Source organism: Granulicella sp. L46 (genome assembly GCF_009765785.1).
In the GTDB taxonomy this organism is placed as follows: Bacteria; Acidobacteriota; Terriglobia; order Terriglobales; family Acidobacteriaceae; genus Granulicella.
In genome coordinates this window covers 108,212-131,109 of record NZ_LMUT01000007.1, presented here as the reverse complement: position 1 = coordinate 131,109, position 22,898 = coordinate 108,212, and the positions used below count along the sequence as shown (strand labels likewise).

Annotated in this window: 11 protein-coding genes; 3 read left to right on the top strand and 8 right to left on the bottom strand. The window is 56.1% G+C overall.

All coding sequences use genetic code 11. From position 1 onward, the window contains the following. Positions 1-2,240, bottom strand: a 2,240-nt coding sequence (locus GSQ80_RS05715) for a bifunctional serine/threonine-protein kinase/formylglycine-generating enzyme family protein (RefSeq protein WP_254059487.1), incomplete at its 3' end; no start/stop codon positions are given. Between the two features lie 401 nt (positions 2,241-2,641). Between GSQ80_RS05715 and GSQ80_RS05710 the strand changes: the two genes are divergently transcribed. Next, positions 2,642-3,232: a sigma-70 family RNA polymerase sigma factor gene (locus GSQ80_RS05710; RefSeq protein WP_158786687.1), complete on the top strand. Its 591-nt coding sequence runs from the start codon at positions 2,642-2,644 to the stop codon at positions 3,230-3,232. An 87-nt stretch (positions 3,233-3,319) separates the two neighbouring features. Further along, the gene (locus tag GSQ80_RS05705) at positions 3,320-3,784 is read left to right on the top strand and encodes a hypothetical protein (protein ID WP_158786686.1); all 465 of its coding nucleotides are present in this window, start codon (positions 3,320-3,322) and stop codon (positions 3,782-3,784) included. Positions 3,785-4,291: 507 nt separating this feature from the next. Here the strand turns inward: GSQ80_RS05705 and GSQ80_RS05700 are convergent. The 5 genes from GSQ80_RS05700 to GSQ80_RS05680 all read right to left on the bottom strand — a co-directional run bounded on the left by GSQ80_RS05700 (position 4,292) and on the right by GSQ80_RS05680 (position 12,916). Beyond that, positions 4,292-5,464 (bottom strand): diphosphate--fructose-6-phosphate 1-phosphotransferase, encoded by a 1,173-nt coding sequence (locus GSQ80_RS05700; protein WP_158786685.1) that lies wholly within the window; start codon positions 5,462-5,464, stop codon positions 4,292-4,294. Positions 5,465-5,668: 204 nt separating this feature from the next. Beyond that, positions 5,669-9,214: a TonB-dependent receptor domain-containing protein gene (locus GSQ80_RS05695; RefSeq protein WP_158786684.1), complete on the bottom strand. Its 3,546-nt coding sequence runs from the start codon at positions 9,212-9,214 to the stop codon at positions 5,669-5,671. 496 nt (positions 9,215-9,710) lie between these two features. Then, the gene (agaR, locus tag GSQ80_RS05690; RefSeq protein ID WP_371315682.1) at positions 9,711-10,613 is read right to left on the bottom strand and encodes a transcriptional repressor AgaR; all 903 of its coding nucleotides are present in this window, start codon (positions 10,611-10,613) and stop codon (positions 9,711-9,713) included. Between the two features lie 62 nt (positions 10,614-10,675). Further along, complete coding sequence (locus tag GSQ80_RS05685) at positions 10,676-11,863, bottom strand: SIS domain-containing protein (protein WP_158786855.1); 1,188 nt, start codon at positions 11,861-11,863, stop codon at positions 10,676-10,678. Positions 11,864-11,944: 81 nt separating this feature from the next. Beyond that, complete coding sequence (locus tag GSQ80_RS05680; RefSeq protein ID WP_158786683.1) at positions 11,945-12,916, bottom strand: carbohydrate kinase family protein; 972 nt, start codon at positions 12,914-12,916, stop codon at positions 11,945-11,947. A gap of 225 nt (positions 12,917-13,141) precedes the next feature. Here GSQ80_RS05680 and GSQ80_RS05675 point away from each other — a divergent pair, with 225 nt between their 5' ends. Next, a complete protein-coding gene (locus GSQ80_RS05675) occupies positions 13,142-14,191 on the top strand; it encodes an amidohydrolase family protein (RefSeq protein WP_254059463.1) in 1,050 nt (349 codons plus the stop codon). Positions 14,192-14,287: 96 nt separating this feature from the next. Here the strand turns inward: GSQ80_RS05675 and GSQ80_RS05670 are convergent, their stop codons facing one another. Beyond that, a complete protein-coding gene (locus tag GSQ80_RS05670; protein WP_158786681.1) occupies positions 14,288-22,129 on the bottom strand; it encodes a glycoside hydrolase domain-containing protein in 7,842 nt (2,613 codons plus the stop codon). A 328-nt stretch (positions 22,130-22,457) separates the two neighbouring features. Then, a partial coding sequence (locus GSQ80_RS05665) for a hypothetical protein (protein ID WP_158786680.1) occupies positions 22,458-22,898 on the bottom strand: 441 nt, incomplete at its 5' end.

Sequence of the window (22,898 nt, the reverse complement as noted above, 5' to 3'; positions counted from 1 at the left end):
GTGATGAAATCTACACGCGCACTGGGGAAGAAGAGCACGGTCTGATACGGCGGTCGCACGTGCTTTGGCAGGAACAGATAGACAGCCATACGCTCGCCGCGATAGCCGGTATCGATTGTCACTTTCTCCTCACGCCAGTCCGCGGTCTCGGTAACGACTCCACCATCGGTAGCATTCAAGGGCGAGGTGGAGGGGGCATACATCACCTGATAGGCGTGAAAGACGTCGTCCGAAGCCGGCTTGTATTTGAGAAAATCTCGAGCTGCTACCCGCTTGATCGGCGCTACTGCCGATGGCGGCAGCGGGACGGTGTTCTTCACGCAGCGGAAACCATTCTCCTGCGAGCGATCAAATGGAGAAAGCGTCTCGGGGCTGTAATAAAAGTACGCGGGAGATTTCCAGGAGCCACCCAGGATGAACCGGTTGTCGTTGTCGTCCGCGTTGGTCACCCATTCCCGGACATTGCCAGCCATATCGTATGTTCCGTAGGGGCCCACTCCTTTATAGGCGCCGACGGGTGCCAGTGCGTTTCCTGGCATATTGCTCTGGGCCACGATGTAGCGCGCGTCCTCGGGGGGTGCTCCCATATACCACTGCTGCAGGACTGGAAGGTTTTTCCCGACAAACGCCGCGTAGGCGGATGCTTCGAACCAACTGACGCCAGAGACGGGAAGGTCTGCTTGTCCTTCGGCATAGTGGCCGGCGACCCAGCCGGCAGGGCCTGGGCGATTCGTGGTGTCGCGAAACGCCGCGACGGCTTCGGTCCAGGGAATCTCGCGGCCATCGCGAATGAACTTTTCTTTCCAGTATTCCTGCTTCTCGTACCCACCGCTGTCGACAAACTTTTGATAATCGCGGTTGGTCACCTCGAAGCGATCCAGATAGAAGGGGGGGATGGGGAACGGGCCGATAGCGCCGATGAACGCAATGATTCCCACCCAATTTTGCCCGGGCAGCGGCACCATGCCGGCCGGCGGTGGCTGCTTAATCGCGGGAGCGAAGTGCATGGATTTCTGAGCGCGCAGGCCCTCGACCAAATCTTCAGCGCCTGGGTTTGATATCTTCCAGCGAAAGAATCCCTGCGGAATAGTGATGCCGTTGAGGGGCGTGGTCCCAAGGGCACGCCACGGACCATTTGGCGTCGAGTAATCCTGCATCGCAACCTTGGCTCCCGACGACGAAGAGGCAATCGACGCGACCAGAGTATTTTGATCTGCCAATTGTTTTATCTGCGGGTCATCGGGCAGATAGCTCTGCGCTTTCTGAAGAACCCCGAACGCCTCGAGCGGTTTTCCTTCAGCAGTCAGATGAACAATCTGTGGCACCGCTTCTTCTCGCGCCCATTGCCTCCTGGAGGAGCGTTGAAAGAGAAATGCCGCTGCAATGATCGTGATCACCAGGGCAGCGACTGCTGCAAAGGCGATCGTCCGAGACTGTCTTTTTGGAGTCAGGCCGCGGGAACTTGAGGAGATTTCGGCCAGGAGTTCCGTCGCTTCGCGAAAGATCTCAGCAGATGATTGATACCGATTGGCAGGATCCTTCTCCAGGCAGCGGCAGATGATTTGATTCGCCAGCGGTGGAGCTTCCGGCCGGAGCGTGCGCAGAGACGCCGGGGGGTCGCTGATGATCGCATGCAGAATCGCGATATTGCTGTCACCCGCGAAGGGTGTTTGGTCGGTAAGCAACTGGAAGTAGATAACACCCAGGCTCCACAGGTCCGTCCGCGCGTCGACCGGATGTCCCTGCGCCTGCTCGGGAGACATGTACAACGGAGTTCCGATCAGAAAGCCCGTCTCCATCGACGCTGTCGCATCCGGAGCAAGCGGTGCGAGCAGCTTGGCAATGCCGAAGTCGAGCACCTTCGCATGCCCTCTCGGCGTGATCATCACGTTGGCAGGCTTTAGATCGCGATGAATCACTCCCTGTTCATGGGCCTCTTCGAGCGCTCCTGCGATCTCCCGAATGATCGACGTCGCTCGTTCGATGGCGAGCGGGCCGGCCTTCAACGCAGCAGAAAGAGTTTGGCCAGGAACGCACTCCATCACCAGGTAGTCCACTTCGTCCTGCTCGCCAACGTCGTATACGGCGGCGATATGGGGGTGGCTCAGCTTCGCCAGCGCCAACGCCTCTTTGCGAAATCGTCGGCGCGCCTCATCTCCTGTCACCAGACCGGGAGAGAGTATCTTGATGGCTACGACACGTTCGAGCTTTTGATCGCGCGCGCGATAGACCGCCCCCATACCACCGGAGCCAATGGGCTCGAGGACCGTATAGCGCCCCAACTTCTGTCCCGCGACCAGAACCTGTCCGACAAGTTGAGGGGCATCTGCGCTGGCTTCAAGGATAGGGTCGCCCATGAAACCACCCATGCGCTCGTAGTCGACGAGCAGTCTCTCGACGTCCGCGCGCAGCTCAGTCGATCCGCCACACGCACGCACGAGATAGTCAGAACGTTGCTCTGAGGGAAGGTCAAGAGCAGTTCCAAAGATTTCCTCGGCGGATTGCTCCTGGTTGGCCATGGTTATTCAGTTCTCTATGCAGATTAAATGAGCGACCGTACAGCCTATAGTATTTGTATTTCAGGTGAAATCCCGTCAGCGACGGTAGGATAATACCACAGGTAGACAGGAGGCAGGCCCACATGGAAGCTGAGAAGGGCGAGGTCACCCAACTCCTAAACAACATGGCCAAAGGTGATTCCGGGGCGGCGGAAAAGCTGTTGCCGCTGGTCTATTCGGAACTGCATCGGCTAGCTGCATCGTATATGCGCAGGGAGCGGCCCGACCATACCTTGCAGGCTACGGCTCTCATCAATGAGGCCTACCTCCGGCTCACCAAGGAAGACGGAGAGTGGAACAGCCGCGAGCATTTCATCGGGATGGCAGCAAATGTCATGCGGCACGTTCTCGTGGATTATGCTCGCGCTCATAAAGCAAAACAACGAGATGGCGGCATGAAAAGGGTTGAATTGAAGGAGGATCTGGCGATCTCCCCGGAGAAGATTGAAGAAGTCGTCGCTCTGGACGAGGCGCTGACACGTCTCGAAAGCTTGCACCCGCGACAGGGGAAGGTGGTTGAGATGCGCTATTTCGGCGGCCTGTCGGTGGAACAGATCGCTTCTCTTCTTGGGGTGTCGGAGCGGTCGGTGAAGCGCGACTGGTCACTGGCCCGCATCTGGCTTTTTCGTGAGCTCGAACAGGGTTCCGCCGCAGCCCGCGATGATCAGAAATAAAAAAGAAAGTGTGGCACCTTTTCCTGGCGTCTCCGCCTTATTGAGTGAAGGCGTTGATTGAGACGTCTTCCAAAAGGAGAAGCTCTCATGCTCACACTCTCAAAGTTGAAGATTCACATAGCCGTATTCGTCGCCGCGTTGACCATTGCTCTCGTGTCGCCGGCATTGCGTGCGCAAAGCACATCCATGCAGAGTGGGGTGGACATACCCTTCGCATTCACAGTCGGGTCCACCCACTTCGCGCCCGGCAGGTACATCCTCACCCACCCCTGGGAACATCTCCTCATGGTTCAAGGCGCAACGCGTTCAGCGCAAGCCATGAGCTCGTACGAGACCAGTCTTACCCCGTCCGGGACGAGCAAAGTCATCTTCCACCGCTACGGCAACCAATATTTTCTTCGCGAAGTATGGACGAAGGGAAATGTAGACCACCTCTGCTGCCCCGAATCTAAGGCTGAACAGGAAGCCGAGCGGGCTGAGAGCGGAGACGAGCGCGCCGCCGTGCTGACTCATAACAACGTGGAGATCGCTCTTCTGGAAAGTCCCCGATAGCGGAGATCGCTCAAATCGCCAGGCGCAGCAACCACGAAACTGAATCGACGGAAACTTCAGCGTCACAAGTGCAGGGCGCTGGCCCACTTAAGTCATTTGTTTTGTGGTGTCGGGAGGGGGGGGACGCCCCCCACCAGTTTGCCCTGACTAGAACCTCGAACCGAGATCGCGCCGAGTTAGGAATCTTCGAATCGCTCTGCCAGGAAAACCTAGGTTGCGGACTATCTATGCATCGCGGATCGAGAGAGCGTTCGTCCTAAGGTTAACCGGAGCGGCGTGCGCCGACGCTTTAAGGGCGATGAAGCATAAAGCAACTTTGAGTATTTGTAACTCTCCGTCTTTCAAGTTTGGCGAACTTAGTGACGGTGTTTGAAATGATACCCAATGATTTACGCGCGAATCTTCGAGCTCAATGCAAGACTCATTCATCGGCCTTTCTCCGGCGGGACGAATCTCGATCAAGCAACAACCTTGTCTGCATTGCAAGCGCGATATACGAGCGTGCGCTCACAGGAATGAGTTGTAATGCGAGAGTTGACCCACAATCGGCCGTACGTATTCGACAAAATCCTGCGTTACTGTATCCGCGCCTTTGATTAGCCAATGATCCGGAATACGGCGACTGAAAGAGGCAGGGGTGCTTAATTGAACGAGGTCGCAAGCGTTCGCCGCTTGAGCGCTGAGCGGAAGCAGGGTCACCATCTTATTCGTCGCTCCCGCCATCAGGGCGCGGACCCCCTCGCGACCGACGATAGCCCCGTCGGATCGGTCCTGCTCTGAAACGTGCGCCATGGAGGAACGGCCGATCAGACCTGGTTTTTCGCTACGGCACCGAATGCCCAACTGCTCTGCGACAACTCCCGAGAGGTATTGGGCCACGCCTCCAATCAGCGGCCGGTTAGGCGTGCCGGTACGAGAGGCGATAATTTGCTCGAATACCGGGGTTCCACCAGCATCAACAATACCTTCGGATACGACGACCAATGCGCATCCAAGCCGGCTCACGACCGCGTCAAGATCCGCAAGGAAGGCGGAGGTTGAGAACGGGATTTCTGGAATGTATACGAGCTGCGGAGCATCGTCTGGTCTACGCCTCGCTAGAGTTGCAGAGGCGGCAAGCCAACCAACGTCACGGCCCAGAGTCTCGAAAATGGACACGGGTTGAGGAAGTGAGCGCAGGTCCATTGAGAGGTCGAGGGTCGACTGCGCAACAAATCGGGCGGCGCTTCCGAAGCCTGGGCACCGATCAGTCGCAGCGATGTCGTTATCAATGGTTTTTGGAACGCCTATGATTTGGACTTCGAAATGTGCATTGTCGCAGAACTGGCCGAATGCCTGTGCTCCCCGCATCGTGCCGTTCCCTCCCATAAAAATGAGGTAGCGAATTTCGAGATCTTTCAAGTGTTGAACACAACGCTCGAGGTCTTCGTCAGTGGGCTTGAAGCGCGATGATCCAAGGGCGGCCCCAGGGCTGTTTGCAATGGACGCCAGATCGGCGTGTGCGGAGGAAGTGAGATTAACGATGTCGCCGGAGGAAAGGCCTTTCATTCCCGAGCGTGCTCCGAGGATCTTTCCGATCCGAGATTGTTTAAGGCCCTCTTCAACGATACTTACCAAGCTCGTATTGAAAACTGGCGTCGGCCCCCCGCCTTGTATCACCAGTAGGTTCCCCGCTGACATGTCGACTGCCTTTCTTCCTCCGGCGATTGGAGTCGAGATCGCGCAGAGCTACTCTATTGTTGCAATCGCGGGCACGCCGAACGAGAGCGCCTACAGTACTTTACCTTGCAGCGGTGTGTAGATTAAATGCGGACAACAGATTCGGCTTTTCAGCCGGTCTGTTGTCCGCATTTTCCTAACGATAACTAAACGAACACCACAACGTTAGAACGTATAAATGGCGGAGAGCTGGAGCGTTCTCGGTGCCGAGCGCGTTCCCGTGATCACTCCAAAGTTCGGATTGCTGCCTCCGCCGAGATAGGTGTTGGGGTTGCCGTAGCTAGAGATGTTGAAGGCATTGAATGCATCCAGTCGCAGCTTGAGGTTTTGTTCACCGATCGTCCGGAAGCCCTTCTGTAGACCCAGGTCATAGTTTTGAAAGCCTGGGCTGCGTTCCGTGCCTATGTGAGCATCTCCGAAGTCTCCTGTAGCCCCGCCCGAGCGGCCGTAGGCGCTAACGCCGTTGTCGACGCCGCGGGAGGAGCACTGTGGGAGGACGCCTGGGTCGGGATCGCAACTGGCTGACGGATCCGTTCCAAACCACTGGAACAGGCCGCTGTGTACGCCGCGGTTCACGATCTTCATCGGACGGTACTGATTGACATGCTGCGCATAATCACCAACCTGCGCCTCGGGACAGTTATTGTTGCAACTCGGCCCATTTGTGATGGTGAGCGGGAATCCCGTATTGACCTGCAGGTTCATGGATAGCTGCCAGCCTCCCGCCACCGCATCTTCAAAACGGTTCCAGTGGCTTCCAAACTGCTTGTTATGGCCGAACGGAAGCTGGTAGACCAGTAGTCCCGTAAGATTGGTCCGGACGTCGAAGTTACTGGGACCGTAATCTCCCATCGGATCATTGATGTTCTGCCAGTACGAATCGGCGCCAGAGGCACCGTCCACACCGAAATAGCCAGGGCTATTCGTCAAGGATTTGCCGTAGGTGTAATTGATCATGTAAGTCAAACCGTTCCATGGGGTCTGCTGCTTCAAGGTGGCTTGCAGAGCGTTGTAATTTGAAATGGCTCTGGACGCGGTTTCAATAACTTCTCCGCCTTGGCCCACAAGTGTGTTGAAGGGAACAATGCTCTGGAAGCATGCAGCGTCACAGCCCGGTGGCGGATCCTCGGTGTACTGATTGAGCGCGATGGGCACGGCAAGATGCTTGCCGATCTGTCCAACGTAGCCTGCCTGAATGGTGGTTCGGCTGTTGATCCGATACTGCAACGTCAAATTGAATTGCTGAATCAGGGCAGGACGTATATCAGGATCCCACGCACGGTAACTGGCGCCATCAACATTCGTATTGCTGGCAGCTGTGAAGCCATTCTCTACCTGCGCACCGCTCCCGCCAGTGGTGGCTCCCGGGGTTGGCGGATTGATTGTGAACGACGGCTGGAAAGGTGGGTTTTGGGTCATACGAAGTCCCGTACCCGTAGATTCCAATTCGTCCGTTGTTCCATAGCCGCCACTCAGGACAAGGTTTGGATTGATCGACCATGCAAAGCCAAGGCGCGGCATGACGTTGAAGTAATAGGGGCGATAGAGGGCCCGGCTGTTAGTTTTTCCAGTTGCCGGGTTGTACGCTCCGGCTAATTCGAGCATATCGGAGATCGGCGTTCCGGCAGGCGCAAACTTGGCAAGAGGGATGTTGACGTTGACCATCTTGTTATTCACTTCGTAGATCGGCTGCTCGTACGAATAGCGCAGCCCTAAGTTCAACGTAAGGTTAGGTTTTACCTTCCAGTCATCCTGGACATAGACGGCATCGCGCCATTGTCTCTGTCCGAACGGTCCGGTTGGGCCGGCGACCTGAGCGAAGTCGGCTTGATCCGTCAGAAAATCGGCAAAGCCGCTGCCTGTGAATTCACCACCATAATCGAACCATCCAAGCTGACCTCCGATGTTCGCGGGAGCATAGAAGGCCTGCTGGTAACGGACAAAATCCACGCCGAACTTTGTCACATGATTTCCGTGGACCCAGGTTATCGTGTCGTTGTAATCGAAGTTGTTATCCAAATTGTAGGCTCCCGTGTAATAAGCGGTGCCGAAGTTTGAGATCTCGTCGTTCAGGGCCATGTACGTGAATCCCGCGATAGCCTGGTCGGGGAACGGGATACCCACCTTCTCATTACCTGTCGTACCGAATAGACCCGACGGATCGCCCACAATGCCCTGATTCAAAACAATCCTCGTGAAACCTGCCCGAAAATTGTTCACTAATTTGGGAGAGAAGATGTGGGTATAGGCAAACGAAAAGTTGGTAAAGGGATAGGAGTTGCTCGTCGGAAACAACGCCTCCTCCGGCAATTGGGTCTGCGCGTCTCCAGCGTCGCCGCGGGTGAACTTTGCCAAAAACGTGTTGTTGTTATTGAGCGTGTAATCCACGCGAATATCTCCCTGGTCATTGCGATATTCAGAATCCGAAGGCCCAGTGAAGTTTCCGCTCGCATAAGTTCCTGTTGCAGCGGGAAAATTTGGAAGAGGAAGTAGATTCGGGTGAGTGACGGTCTCGGCGAATAGATACTGTGCAACAGAGTTTAAGATTGGGACCTGATTGTTGACATACGGGGGTGCGTTGTCTGTACCACCGATGGAATTGTTCACCAACTGCAGCCCTTCAATTGCCAATAGGCCTGACAGATCAGCAATACCCGGTGTGCCCCCAGGCGCAAGTCCACGCTCCGCTAGTGTCGGAACGCCCAGGCGTACGGTGCTATTCGACTCGTGCCTCAGCCCGAGATAGTTCGCGAAGAAGAACAGCTTGCCCTTGACCAGGGGCCCACCGACCGAGCCGCCGAATTGATTCTGCGTGAATTGAGCTCGCGGAATGTAAAAACCGGGACCCTCGATCTTGTTCGCGTAGGTGTTGGCCTGCAATCCACTGGCCTGGTGATACTCGAAGAGATTTCCGTGGAACTTGCTTGTGCCGCCCTTGGTCACCATCACGACTTCACCGCCGTTCACGTTGCCATACTCGGCATCGGCGTTACCCGTGATCACATGCACTTCTTGAATCGAAAACGGAGACGGGTTGTAGCCGAGCGCGTTATTCAGCGTCTCGTTGATATCAATACCGTCCAGGATGTAGCTGTTGGCCTGCTGGCGATTGCCATTGAAAGAAGGCTGCCCGTCGGCAGGCTCGCTCGCGTTAGGCGTATACGCGTCTCGTTCCGTGCCCAGTTGGCCACCCATGTAGCCGACATTAGGATTGATGGCCCCTGGAACAAACAGGGTCGCAATCTGAACGTTCAATCCATCCAACGGCATGTTTTCGAGCGTTGCAGAATCGATCGACGTGCTCACCGTCGAGTTTTCGGTATTGAGCGAAGTTGTCTTCTCGTTGACCTTTACTGTTTCGGACGACCCGACAGTCAACAGGGCGTTGATCGAGGCGATCTGATCGATTTGGAGACCAAAAGGCCCCAGTTCCTGTGCGGCAAACCCGGGCGCTGTAACTTTCACGTTGTAGGTGCCGATGGGAAGAAACTGGATGTTGTACAAACCGCTGCGGTCGGTGAGTGTATGCGTCGTAACGCCGGTGTCGACATTCGTCGCCGTGACATTCGCGCGTTGAACGACAGCGCCGCTTGAGTCGGTGACTGTGCCGCGGATCGAGCCGGTAATGGTCTGGCCCAAGCACGCCATGCCACCGCTACAGATCATCAGCAGGATACCGCCAAGCCACGCCAGCTTCAGTCTCTTTTGCATAAACCTTCCCTTCAAAGCACGTCTGTAGATTCAGAGAACTGCAATGCGCAACGAGTTCATCGAAAGCAGGTGGCCGAGCAACAATAGCAATCCAAGAACGGCGGCGCCGGGAGAAGCACAGAGTCGACGAACCGTTGCGAACGAGCGATGCTGGGCAAGTGCCTAACGGATCGCCGACTACTATGAATTTGCACGAATCTAAATTGTGCGGAGTTACCGTGTCAAGACTTATTGTTATCTTTTCTTGTCAAACATGAAAAAAGATAACTGACCGAAACAGCTTTTTAGGGTAAACATGCTCTCTCTGAGCTGGAACATTGAGCTCACCTTTGCTTGCGAGTTGTTTTTTGGACCGCGCAATCTTGAGAAGGCTTCCACACCCGAACCTTCCCCGCTCGCCAACCTCAGGCTCGGCAAATCGACGACAGGAGGACGCCCGACAGGGTTCCGCATAACCGCAGGAGTTATTTCAACGCTAGCTTTCGCAACGCCAGGCCTAGACCAAGGTCACTTTGATATTGAGACCTTGAAGCGCGTCTGCTGTTTCTTTAGGCAGATTGCTATCCGTGATCACGTGATGAATCATGTCCAGATCAACGATCTTCGACAAGCTGCGCCGCTTGAATTTTGTGGAGTCGCAGACGACAACCACCGTCGACGCGGCCTTGACCATGGCTCGATTTACCCGAGATTCCATCACGTTTGGCGTTGTCAGTCCCGCCTCGAGATCGAAGCCATCGACCCCAAGAAACAAGATATCGGCATGCATGTCACGCAGAGTTTCTTCTGCCAGAGGTCCAACCAGCGAAAACGAATTTTTGCGGAGTGAGCCACCCGTCAACAGAACCTCGAAGTCTGTTCCGTTCAGCTCTGCAGCGATATTCACGGCATTTGTGATGATCGTCAGGTATGAGAACTTCTTCAGCAAACGAGCGATAGCCGTCGTCGTTGTTCCAGAATCGAGAAGAACGCAGCGGCCTTCCTGGATGAGGTCGATGGCCGCGGCAGCGATTCGCTGTTTCTCCCCGGAATGAAGCCCCTCTTTTTCTTTCAGCGATGGATCCGACAAAGTGCCGGTGCTCGGCAGCAAGGCCCCGCCGTGGGTACGGTGCAACTGGCCTCGGCTCTCGAGATAATCGAGGTCCTTGCGTATGGTGATGCGGGAGATGCCGAGAGACGCGGAAAGTTCGTCGACTAAAACCCGACCGTGTTTCTGGGCCAGCGCGAGAATATATTGACGGCGTTCTTCAATCAGCATCTGCTGGCCGCGCTGCTGCTCTGTCGAAGAGACTATCTTCGTTCGGCCTTTTGTTTTCATACCGGAAAAGACTACATGCGGCGTTTCATTAATGCAATGAAAAGAAAGGTACCACTGCTTCTCTTTGGAATGATCGCCCAAGATTGCTACGAATGGACTTCCGCAAGCTGTCGTTTGACGAGATTCCAGGAAAATTATTTCTATTAGTGAATACCAAACCCCGGCACGACGCGGCTAAGGACTCCATTCGGACTGGGTGTATCCGGTGCGAGTCCGAATTCGATGCTGGAAAACAGGCCCAAACATTGCCCGAATAGAACATTAACGACCGCACTATAGAAGTCTGGAATCACGGCCGTCACTTCCGATGCCAGCAACTGAGTCTTTCGGAGACCATCCAAATCACAGGGGCCCGAGGCGTTGACCGCGATCGCGAGCCCAACAATATTCTTGCCCTCAATCTCGCGCAGCAGATCCATCTCGTAGCGACGGCGCGCTTCGTCCGACGACAGGAACAGTACCAACAAGGTGTGCTCGTCCAGGGCGGCCATCGGCCCATGACGCAGCCCCAGTGTTGTCTCCGACATGGTCTTCACATTGCCGCAGCTCAATTCCAGCAGCTTGAGGGCGGATTCGGCAGCCAGACCAGCCAGGTCACCTGAGCCGAGGAAGCAAGCGCGCTGGAAGCGTCTGGCTGCAAGCGACGCAGCCAAGGTCGCTGCCTGATCGAGAAAGGGTCCCGTAGCGCGGCATATTTCAGCAAGGATCGAACGATAGACATCGAGGGTCCACGCATGCGCTAGCGCGTGGCCGGAGATCACCATATTGGTGAACGAACCGGTCATGGCCAGGCCTTGATCGTTTGTTTCCTTACCAAGGAGGAGGCTGAGACAATTATCCTGTCCGCGGATCATCTGCGCCATGCTGCCTGTGCCGTCGCACGAAATCACGATTTGGGCAATCTGCGGCTGTTCGACCAAGGCGCGTTGGAGAACAGCGACTCCTTCCGGGGAATCGCCAGAACGCGAAAACGAGATCCAAAGTCGACGCTTTTCCGGCACAATATATTCCGCGAAGCTCGTCAGCAGCGTCGTACTCGGTATCGCTTGAACATCGCATTGCCACTGATCACGAAGCAGCGCGACAAGGCATTGGCCAACGTAATCGGACGTTCCGGCGCCGATCAACGTGACCGCCGGGCGCTCGGATTGCGCTCCCCTTAGACCGCACCGTTCCAGAAACGAGCGAATTTCGTCGACACGATCTTCGATGATGCTCAGAGTTGACGGCCATACCGCGGGCTGGCGAGCGATCTCGACTGGCGTGTACAGCATTCCACGCTCTTGTCGCTCAGCCTTCGGTAGTTGCAACAACTTCTCCAGGGGATTCATCTGTTTCACTACGCTCCTGATCTTCTGCCCAGTACCTGTTCACAGTTCACCGCCGCCAACCTCTAGTGCAGGTAGCAGCGGTCAGGTTTGCAGTGTCTCCGCCGCCAGCCTGATTTCGGGAAAATGATGTCTGTTCAGAAACGCATCTCTCTCTGGCGTGCGGAGAAAGGCTTGAACGCCTCCAGCCTGCGTGGTAGAGAGTGCACCGGTAATATTGCCTGCGCGTGCGCTTTCCTCAGGACTTTGTCCGTGAAGCCAAGCAGCAAGAAACCCGGCATTAAAGCTGTCGCCCGCGCCGATGCTATCAACGGCGTCAACCAAAATTGGGAGAACGGAGGTGAGATTGCCCCGGTTTTGCACCAGGGCGCCGTCTGCGCCGCACTTAACGACGATCAAGGGAACTTTTGAGGAGAGCACTTTGAGCGCCTCCGCAACTGTATCGCGCCCCGCAATTCTGCAAACCTCTTCGCGGTTGGGCAACAAAATGTCGATCAGCGGCAAAACCTCGGTAAGAACCCCGTCCCAATGACCCGATGGATCGTCATTGGTATCGAGTGAGATGGTTACTCCGCGCGATTTTAGAGTGGTGAGTAGATCCGGAAGTCCCCTGTGGAGACCGGTTTGCAGAAACAAAGACGATAAATGTAAGTGGCGCGCTGACGCGAGAGCATCGATATCGAGATCGCTGACCGCAAGCAATTCAATCGTTCCTGGATAAGTCAGTATGCGACGTCCGCTATCGTGCGGCAGCACGACGGTGACCCCCGTTGGAATTCCATCGCCGTTTTCGACCACGCGGCTAACGTCCACCCCTGCAGATCGAAGGTACTCAACCGCAATTTTACCAAAAGAATCCGCACCCACCTGCCCTGCGAAGATGACGCCCAGACCGAGGGACGCAAGATTGTGAGCAAGAATTGCTGAAGAACTGCCCAGGGTCATTATGAATCTAGATGCAAGGAGCTCTTTTTCCAACGGAAGCTCCTGCGGCAGTCCATACAGGATCAGATCCAGGTTTAACTCGCCGGCGATTGCTACATCAACCCTGCTCATGACGGCAGCCCTTTGCTTTCTATTACGATTATGTATCATATCTTACGATTTGTTAGCAAATAAAAATAAACAACTACCCTTTGAGATTATCTTCCCAACAATTTCTCTTGATGCTTATCTTTTTATTTCGATATGCTGATCCAACCAACGTGCAAGGACAGGCGTGATGTACTCTTACCCACAACGCGGGCTCGATCCAAAATCCCATCGCATGAGGAATTAGCAGTGTCCGAATCGCCAGCAGACAAATTCGTCGACATGGTAACGGCAAACGCTCATGTCGATCTGCCCATCAGCGATTTTCATCCTCGATCGATGCTGGCCAGTTCCCATCATACGATTGAGAAGGCCCGCTTCCCAGTAATCGACTATCACAATCATTTGGATTCGCTTGAACCACGTGATGTCCTGCATATTATGGATGCGTGCGGAATCGAAAAGATCGTGAATATCACGATGAAGGTTGGCCGGGAAGCGTTCGGGATCATGGACAACTTCCACCATGCGTCCCCGGACCGATTCGACACTATCGGCTGGATGGATTGGAGCGGGGTGGAGAAAAATGATTTCGCCCAAATAAGCTGCGACCGCCTCGAGCGCTTGGTTGAACGCGGCGCTGTCGGCATCAAATTTTGGAAAGACCTGGGCTTGCACATCCGGGACGGGTATGGCCAACTACTCCGGATCGATGACGAACGGCTGGCGCCCATCTTTGAGAAAGCCGGTGACCTGGGAATTGCAGTGATGTTTCACACAGCGGACCCCGATGCGTTCTTCCTTCCGATTGACGCCTACAACGAGCGTTTCGAAGAGTTAGCCGCTCATCCGGACTGGGCCTTCCACAACTCATTTTATTCCAAGTCTGATTTGCTCGACCAGCGGGATCGAGTCATCAGCCGTCATCCTCAGACGAAGTTCGTGGCCGCTCACGTCGCCGAAAGCGGCGAAAACCTTCAGCGCGCCGCCCAACTTCTCGAGACGTGCCCCAATGTTTCAATCGATATCAGTGCTCGTGCATCCGAGCTCGGTCGGCAGCCATACGCCGCGCGCCACTTTTTCTTGAAATTTGCAGATAGGATTTTGTTCGGTTCCGATCTGCTGCCCGAAGAAAACATGTACCGGCTCTACTATCGATTTCTCGAAACGGACGATGAATATTTCGAGTACCCCTCGCACGCTTCGCGACAGGGCCGATGGAACATTTACGGCCTCTACCTGCCGGATGACGTTTTGCGGAAAGTCTATCGCGAGAATGCGCTTCGGCTTTTGCCCTAGACCATTATTCCTCGCGGAACGATGAAGCCATCGTTCCGCCCTTGACGTTCGGTCGTTCCGGAGTAGTAAGTCGCTAGAGTTGCTGATGCGCTCCTCTCAAAAAACATGGATCATGTCATTCCCCTCATCCGCTACGTAGAGATTCCCGTTGGCGTCCAAGGATAGGTGGAACGTGGTGTTCATGGTCGCCGAGGTCGCTGGACCGCCTTCTCCGCTATAGGTGCCGCTGGTACCGCTGATTCCAGCTACCGTGCTGATGTACCCGTTCGTTCCAATCACGCGCACAGAGCTATTCGAACTATCCGCAAAGTACACAGCACCGCTCGAGCTCACAACGATGCCGATCGGCGTATTCATCTGAGCGGATGTGGCCAGACCTCCGTCTCCACCATGGCCCACAGTGGTTGCTGTCCCAGCCGCCGGCCCTCCAATCGTAGAAAGGACTGCCGTGGTGCCAGACAGCTTCTTGATCTTGTTCGAGGTAGAGTCAGTGAAATATACGTTGCCGGATGAGTCCCCATATAACCCGAAAGGACCGTTTGTCGCGGTATTTGCTGTACTCGTGGCCCCATTGTAAGCAATCGAGCTTCCACCGTCATTGTCATTCGGGTACGTGGCAACACTTTGCCCACCCGCGATGATGTAAGCATAGCCTTGCTTCAAGCTCGTATAACCCTCTGCCGTCAGGATGGTTTTGGCGGGCGTTCCCGAAGTGTTGTACACCACTTCGACATCGTTCGAGCCATAGTCCGTGAAAAAGACATTTTCGGCGCTATCCACATAGACATCGTGCGGAGTGGGATTCGTCGATGCGGCACCTACCACATTCGAACCATCCGCTATATGGTAGGCGTATCCGACATGCAGCCCGTAGCCTACTACGTACGCCGCGGGGTCGGCGTTGAGGAGAGCATCCGCGGGATTGGTACCTTGACCTGAAACTTCGCCAGCATAGAACATATAGACCCGGTTGTAGCTCCAGTCCGCAACAAGTACATTGCCATAAGAGTCGACAAACAGTCCCGAGAGCGACGCCGGTCCCGTCTCATTCAGGCTGGAAACCGGATATACATCTCCCACTACAGGAGAAGTGATGCCGCCCGCCGCAAGGATAGCCTTCGCCGCACCACCGCCCTCGTAAATGACGTAGAGGGAGTAGTTATAGGAGCAATTCCAGGCGGTGCTGCAGGTATCGAAATAGATATCGCCACCGGCACCATTGATTTTAGGAGCCACAGCGACGCCAACGGGAGCTCCAATGCTGTGGCCGTGCGCCACCATTCCGCTGGTAGGAGCAGTCGTGCCGCCCTGAACGCCCGCAAGCGTGCTGATGGTTGCCAGGTTGATGGTGTACGTGGCCGAACCAACCGCGCTATTTGTATAGCCCGCTTTCACGGCGATCGCCTTTACGGTCTCACTGGTGGCGACGCTTATGGCCGCCGTGTACTTCGTCGAGCTGGTGGTCGGCGTTGTGCCGTTGGTGGTGTAGTAAATGGTCGCTCCCGAAGTAGCGGACGCAATCACTACCACTTGCGCGGAGCTATACGTTCCTCCCGCCGGACTAAACGTCGGCGTAGCCGCGGCTCCGTTGATAGTGTAAGCAGCCGATGCAACTGCGCTATTGGCATAGCCCGATTCCACGCCAATTGCCTTCACCGTCTCTGTTGTAGAAACCGTAATGGGGCTGGTGTATTTTGTGGAGCTTGTTGTTGGCGTCGTGCCGTTCGTGGTGTAGTAGATGGTCGCGCCTGACGTCGTCGTACTGATCGTCACCGTCTGCGCGGGACCGTAGCTTCCAGCCGCTGGACTAAAGGTCGGTGTCGCCACAGCACTGCTATTGATCGTGTAAGTGGCCGATCCGATTGCGCTATTGGTATAGCCCGTCTTCACCGCGATCGCCTTCACCGTCTCTGTGGCGGACACGGTGATAGCGCTTGAGTACTCCGTCGAGGCCGTGGTTGGTGTTGTTCCGTTGGTGGTGTAGTAGATCGTCGCCCCAGATGTCGCTGTACTAATCGTCACCGTTTGCGCCGACGTATACGTTCCCGCTACTGGACTGAAGGTTGGCGCGGCCACGGCTCCGTTGATGGTGTAGGCCGCGGAACCTACTGCGCTGTTGTTGTAACCGGCCAATACTGCAAGCGCCTTGATCGTCTCACTGGACGAAACCGTGATCGCACCCGTGTACTGGGTGGAACTGGTCGTCGGCGTGGACCCGTTCGTGGTGTAGTAGATGGTTGCTCCTGACGTCGTTGTGTTGATCGTGACGGTCTGCGCGGGCCCATAACTTCCTGCGACTGGACTAAAGGTTGGGGTGGCGACCGTTGCACCAATGGTGTAGACGGCCGAAGCTACCGCACTATTTGTGTCTCCCGTCTTCGCGGCGATCGCTTTAACCGTTTCGCTGGATGACACGGTAATCGGGGTCGAGTACACGGTAGAGCTGGTGGTGGGTGTCGTTCCATTCGTGGTGTAGTAAATCGTTGCTCCGGACGTTGTTGTGCTGATGGAAACAGTTTGCGATGAGGCATAGGGGCCGCCAGCCGGGCTAAAGGTCGGCGTGGCAACCGTCGTTCCACCTATGCCGGTCCCCGTAAAGTTCAGCGACTGGTGAGCGCTACTTACGTTGAGGTTGTTGTCGGTGAGGGTTGCCGATTCATTCAACACACCACCTGTCGTCGGTTCAAAGGCGAAGCTCAGGGTGCAGTTGGTTCCGGTAGTCAGATTTTGCGTGCCGGTGGAGCAAGTGCCTCCGCTCTGCCGTGTGAAGTCCGTCGGCGCGGCGACGCTGGACAAGGTAAATGTTTCGTTGCCGATGTTCGTCAGCGTGAAATTCTGCGGCACGCTTGTGGAACCAACGTTGGTATAGGGGTAGCTCAACGTTGCTCCTGCTGCGCTTACCTTCTCCACCATATTGGCGCCGTTGCCGATGTTCTGACCATCGGCGACGAAAAGATTACCAGCACCATCCACTGCGATTCCCTGTATGAGACCCAGCTGGGCGCTCGTCGCATATTCAGGCGTCGCTGTGGGAACCGTTCCGCCCCCGCCAGCGACCACAACGATCTGCCCCGCGGTATTCATCTGCTCAACCCAATCATTCGAGAAATCACCGATGTACAGATCACCCGCGCCGTCCACTGCCAGTTCCGCAGGGTTGTTCAGGGCGACACTGAGCGCGGATTGCGGCGTCGCGCCAGGTGTATTACCACCGCCTCCAGCCACTACCGTCAGTTGTCCCGATGCGTTGACCTTCACGATGAGGCTGACATTCTGATCAGAGATATACATATTTCCGGCGTCATCGAAAATCATGCCGGTTGGCCCGCTGAGCGCAACGCTGGTAGCAGATTGTGCCGTTGTGGTGGGTTGGTTACTGCCGCTTCCTGCGACCACTACGATCTGGCCGGCAGGGGTTAGCTTTTCAACCTGGTTGTTGTAAAAATCTGAGATGTACACGTTGCCGGAGCTATCGGTCGCCAGACTATTGACGGCATTGAGCGAAGCATTGAGGGCCGGCTCCGCGGTGGTTGTTGGAACGGTGGATCCACCACCGGCGACGATTTGTATATCTCCTGTCGTCGCAGAAACCATTTCGACAACGTTCGGGTTGCCGTTGCTCGTAATGCCTGCATCGACGATGTAGAGATTCCCAGCGCCGTCCACCGCGATACCTTGCGGACACGTAGCAGATCCAAGCGCCGGAGTCGGTGTCGTGCTGGGCGCTGGAGCACCACTCTGGAACGTATAGTTTCCAGCAACAACAACGATCTGATTCGTCTGTGGATTGACCTTGTAAGCCAGGCAATTGATATCGTCCGCGATGTATAGGTTCCCTTCTCCGTCCATAGCGAGGCCCGAGCCGTTATTCGATACACTGATCGCCGCCGCAGTCACCGATTCCGGGGTGGCGGTGACGCCGTTACCGCCGCCGCCAATTGCCATAAACAGTGAGCCGGGAGATACTCCCACTTCCGGTCCCTGCCCGATGGCCGCCACGCCCGCGATCCCGACCACGTCACTGTTATTGTTCAGTGACAACGGTGCGGACCGAATCCCAGGGTACTGTGGCTTGAACGTAACGGGTACGTGGCACACCGTTCCCGCAGCATTCACTGTCCCTCCGACAGTGCAGCCGGTGACCGTGCCCACTACAAATTCTTGCACGCCGTTTTGCGCCGTGGGGGTCGTGATACTGCTGATCGCCGTGGCCGCTTGCAATGTAATGGAGACGGTCGTTGCCGCGGAGCTGGAACCTACCGCGGTTGTCGGCAGCGTTGCAAACACACCGTTAGCGACCGCAGACGTATAAGTAAACTGATCGGCTGAAGTCGGCGCGCTGTCATAGCTGGATGTGTCCACGGTAACGTCCACGGTCCCACCGCCTGCTGCGGAAGTCGCCGTGATCTGCGTGGACGAATTCACGGTGAAACTGGCCGTGTCAGAACCGAACTTTACCGCCGTCGCTCCGGTGAATCCGGTGCCTGTGATGACGACCGTCGTTCCGCCGGCAGGAGGCCCGGTATGCACACTAAGTCCGGTCACTGTCACAGGCGAGGTATAGGTGTAGTGATCGGCGCCGCCCACCGCGCTCGTACCGTTTGAGGTCGTCACGGTAATGTTGACCAAGCCTCCATCAGGGGAAGAATTGGACGGCGACGTCACCGTTGCACTTGTCGATGAGCTAACGACAACGTTTGAGCCGGGTGTGTTGCCGAAGTCAACAATCATGCCGCTGACGAAACCCGTACCGGCGATCGTCACCGATGTTCCGCCCGCGACAGTGCCGCTGGACGGGCTGACGCTCGTCACCGTCGGCGCGGCCTCATACGTGTATAAGTCCGCACTGCTGGTTGCGCCCGTTCCTTGATAGGTGGTGACGGTGACATTGACCACACTGGTTCCAGCGGGCGCGGTCGCGGTAATCTTCGTGGAAGAATTTACGACCACACTTGTCGCCGCCGTATTACCGAACATCACGGTCGCACCCGACGAGAAGTAGGTGCCTGTGATCGTGACAGAGGTGCCACCAGCGGCCGGACCTTGCGAGGGGCTCAGCCCTGTGACCGTAACCGGCGACACATACGTATAAATGTCTGCACTGCTGTACTGGCTGACGCCGTTGGGACTAAATACTTGCACATCGACTCCACCACTCCCGCCAGGCGTGACGGCCGTAATCGTAGTCGAAGAGTTCACCGTAAAGCTCGTGGCTTCGACGCCGCCAAATTGAACCTCGTCCACTCCGGTGAAGTTCGTCCCGGTAATTGTGACCGAGGTTCCACCGGAGTTAATGCCACTCGAGGGGCTCAAGCTGGTGATGGAGGGCGTTGTGTTCGCCGGAGCGAAACCGAGTTGCTGGGCCATCTCCAGCCGTGCCTGTTCGAAGCGATACGGGTTGTTCGTCCACTCCCCTGGGCAAGCAACGTAATTGAAGTTCGATCCCGTCGAGGCAGCGCCGGTTGGACCGTTCGGAAGGCCGTTCGGCAAATCTCCCAGACCCGGCGTACTATCGGTGCAGTACCCGGAATAGGCCGAGGATTCAGGCTCAACACCCATTTCGTACCACCCGCCGGTCACATTTTCCCAGTCCAGAGCATTCCACGATGTCGTTCCTTGCCCACCCTGTGTAATGCCCGCGCCGCCCATTGCATTGATGATCGCCAAAGGCGCTGACCGCCCGTTCTTCTTACCGAGCAGGTACATGTATTCATAATCTTCATAGCCGCGGCGCACTGTTTCAAGGCGCATCGAAGCGACCGGGCCGCTGATGCCGTTGCACACGCCGTAGCCATTCGAGGCGCAGGTGGTGTTCACAGCCGGCGAGGCGGTCAATGCGGCTTCACCTACCGGGTTCGCCGTGTAATAGCATCCAATCTCGTTACCCGGATAGAACAGCACACCGTCGCCCGTAGTCGCTGCGCTTACAAACGGCGACGGCGCGTTGCTGTTGCTGCAGTTGCTTGGTGACGAAGCACCGCCGTAGCCGCCCCAGAAATCGCCCACCCAATCCCACACTCCGCCGGGAGCCGGAGCCGCTGGATTTGCGTTGCCCGTACTCGCAATCGTTTCATCGAGGCCGTACTTGTATGCGATCCAGTAATTGATCCGCCAACCCACGCCCGTATTGGAGATCGCATCCCCTGCCGAAGCCGGGTCGCCCCCCTGATAGAACCAGCGCTCGATCGGCACAGGTGCCGTAGAAAGTGCCGGGACTCCATCCGTGAAGTCGAGTGTGTACTGATACCCTGTGCCGTCCACCAATGTAGGATTCACGTCCGAATGAAAGGCTGGGCCCGGCCGACCCGGCATGAAGATGACTGGGTTCGGTGACCAGACTACGTCCCACGATTTGCTGTATCCGGGTGTCGCGTTCGTTCCTCCCGGATAGGAAAGATTGATGTGGTCAGCGCAAACCGAATTCGTATACCACGGGTAATCGCCGAACTCGGGGCACGCCGGCATGTCGGTCAGAAACGTATGAATTGGAGCCGTCGATGCCGCCCACGTGGACGACAGCGCGCTGTTCGAATTGTTAATCGCGGCATTGAACAGCGAGATATTTTGGTAAATCTGCGGATCGTAGCCCACTTGTCCTTTGCCGTCATTATCCGTTTCATCGTAGTCATAAACGATCAGCTCAGGAATAGCCCATCCCTTGCTGGCGTGGTTGGCCGCAAAGTGCTGCGACGTCTGCGTTGCCAGGTTCCCGAACAACTGTGTCAATCCGCTTGGCACTAAGCTGCCGGAATATCCATCTGACTCGTTGTCATACCAGGAATATCCATACTTGCCCGTTCCGCCCGGCCAGCCTCCAGATCCCTGCGTCGAAAGCGGCGTATCGAACACTCGCATGGCGGTGCCATCTGCGAACAGCGCTCCAGGAGTCAAGGCAGGCCCCTCATACGCATCGTAAGCTGTCCAATCGATCGAGCTCGTTGTTCCGTCGGAAGTGAAGGTGGTGCAGCCACCGCTGCTGGGATAGCACCCGTTGATTGTCGGCTGATCTCCATCCATCTGCACATCCATGAAGTAGTTGTGGCCCATCACCTGGTACTTCTCGTACAGCGCAAGCTCCGTCGAGCATCCCGGCCCTCCGCAGGTCATGCCTTCGCCACTGTCGAAGTTGCCCCTGTAAAACGGCAGCCACGACTTCAGCATGTCCGCATAGGTGCTACTGACGGAACCCTCATCGAAGGGTGGCAACGTCCCATTCCACACGGTCAGGCTTATCGGAATCGCGGTCGTCGCAATGCCGGTGCCACTGATCGTCACGGTGCCGGTATACGAGCCCGCCGTCTGGTTCGGCGGGATAGAGAGGTTGACCCACACACCCTGGGTTGTGCCCGCCTGTACATTGAACGGCGTCGCTACCGCTGGATTTCCGGAATCGAACGGATCATAAAACGGAATGAGCGGATCCGGCATTTGTCCGTTCGCTTGTAGTTGCGTCGGAGAGTTGGGATTCAAACCGCTATACGGCACATAGCCTTCAAGATAGCGCGTCACATTCGAAGATCCGGTGTTGTCCGACGTCAAGGTTCCAGCGCCGGTGAGTGGGCTTACGGTCACCGACACATGGCTCAGTGCCGCGCTCGCGCTCGCGCTCAAAAAAAGCTGAAACGATACGGTCTCGCGTCCGGCTCCCGCCATCGTAATCATCGGCGATCCCGATGGGCAGGACCACACGTCGTTCAAGACCGTGATGGCTTCAGGATGCTCTTCGAATCCAAATGGATTGAAATTGCCATCAAACTCGTAAGTCGGAATGACCGGCTGATTCGTGGCCGCGTTGTTGTTCAACATCACCTTTATGCTGCCGTCGGCCACCCACACGTTCGGCGTGGTGGCTGCCCAATTCTGAGCGGGGCACGCCTGTGCTGCGGCAGCGGGTGCACCCGCAATGAGAAACCAGGCTGTCAACAAGGAAGCGACCATCGAAACGTTCTTCAGAACGCTATTTGAACGCAGAAATCCCATCATTGGTTTATGCCCTTTCGCACACCAATCTTTTGTTTCTTATAAATTTTGTTTTCCGGGAGAAGGCAGACTACAGAATTCTCTTTGGGTGATCGAGGAAATCCTCTCGTCTCCCTTTAGGTGATCCTGGCAAGCCACATCACGACATAGCCGCTCTGCGACTCAATTCTGGTGCCTACGGGACCTGGTGTCCCTCAACAGATTTTGCTGACGCCAGTCTTTGTACCCCTTTGTACGATCGAAAGCAAGCGAAATATGAAGAAAGTTAAAAGAATTTCTTATTCTCTTACCATTCGAACGTCAGCAAGGCGTAGCTCTCCAGGGTAGGGAGCACAACGGACACGCCGCCGTGGTCAGATTCGGCTCGAAGCGCAAGTTCGTCACTCTTAGGCGCGCGAACAATCACTTTGGCCGTTTGCGATTCCTGCGGAAGCTTGACCCAAATGCGGAGGTCCCGTTGGACCGGAACCGCGGCCACGTTGTAATTGAGCACATGAACGAACGTCCGGCGCCGCGCCTTTTGTTCTGTCATCTCCGCTACCACCCCAGCAGGTCCATCCACGCCTAAGAGGACACTCTCATTGGCTGCCCACTTCACAAGCGCGACAAACTCTTCCCAATTTTTGGGCAACTTCCAGAATTCGTTCAGAACCGAAAAATCCGGTCGCGCCATCGGGAGTGGTCCATCGAACTCGAGGGTCGGGAGGTACGCAATCCTCCCCCGCCC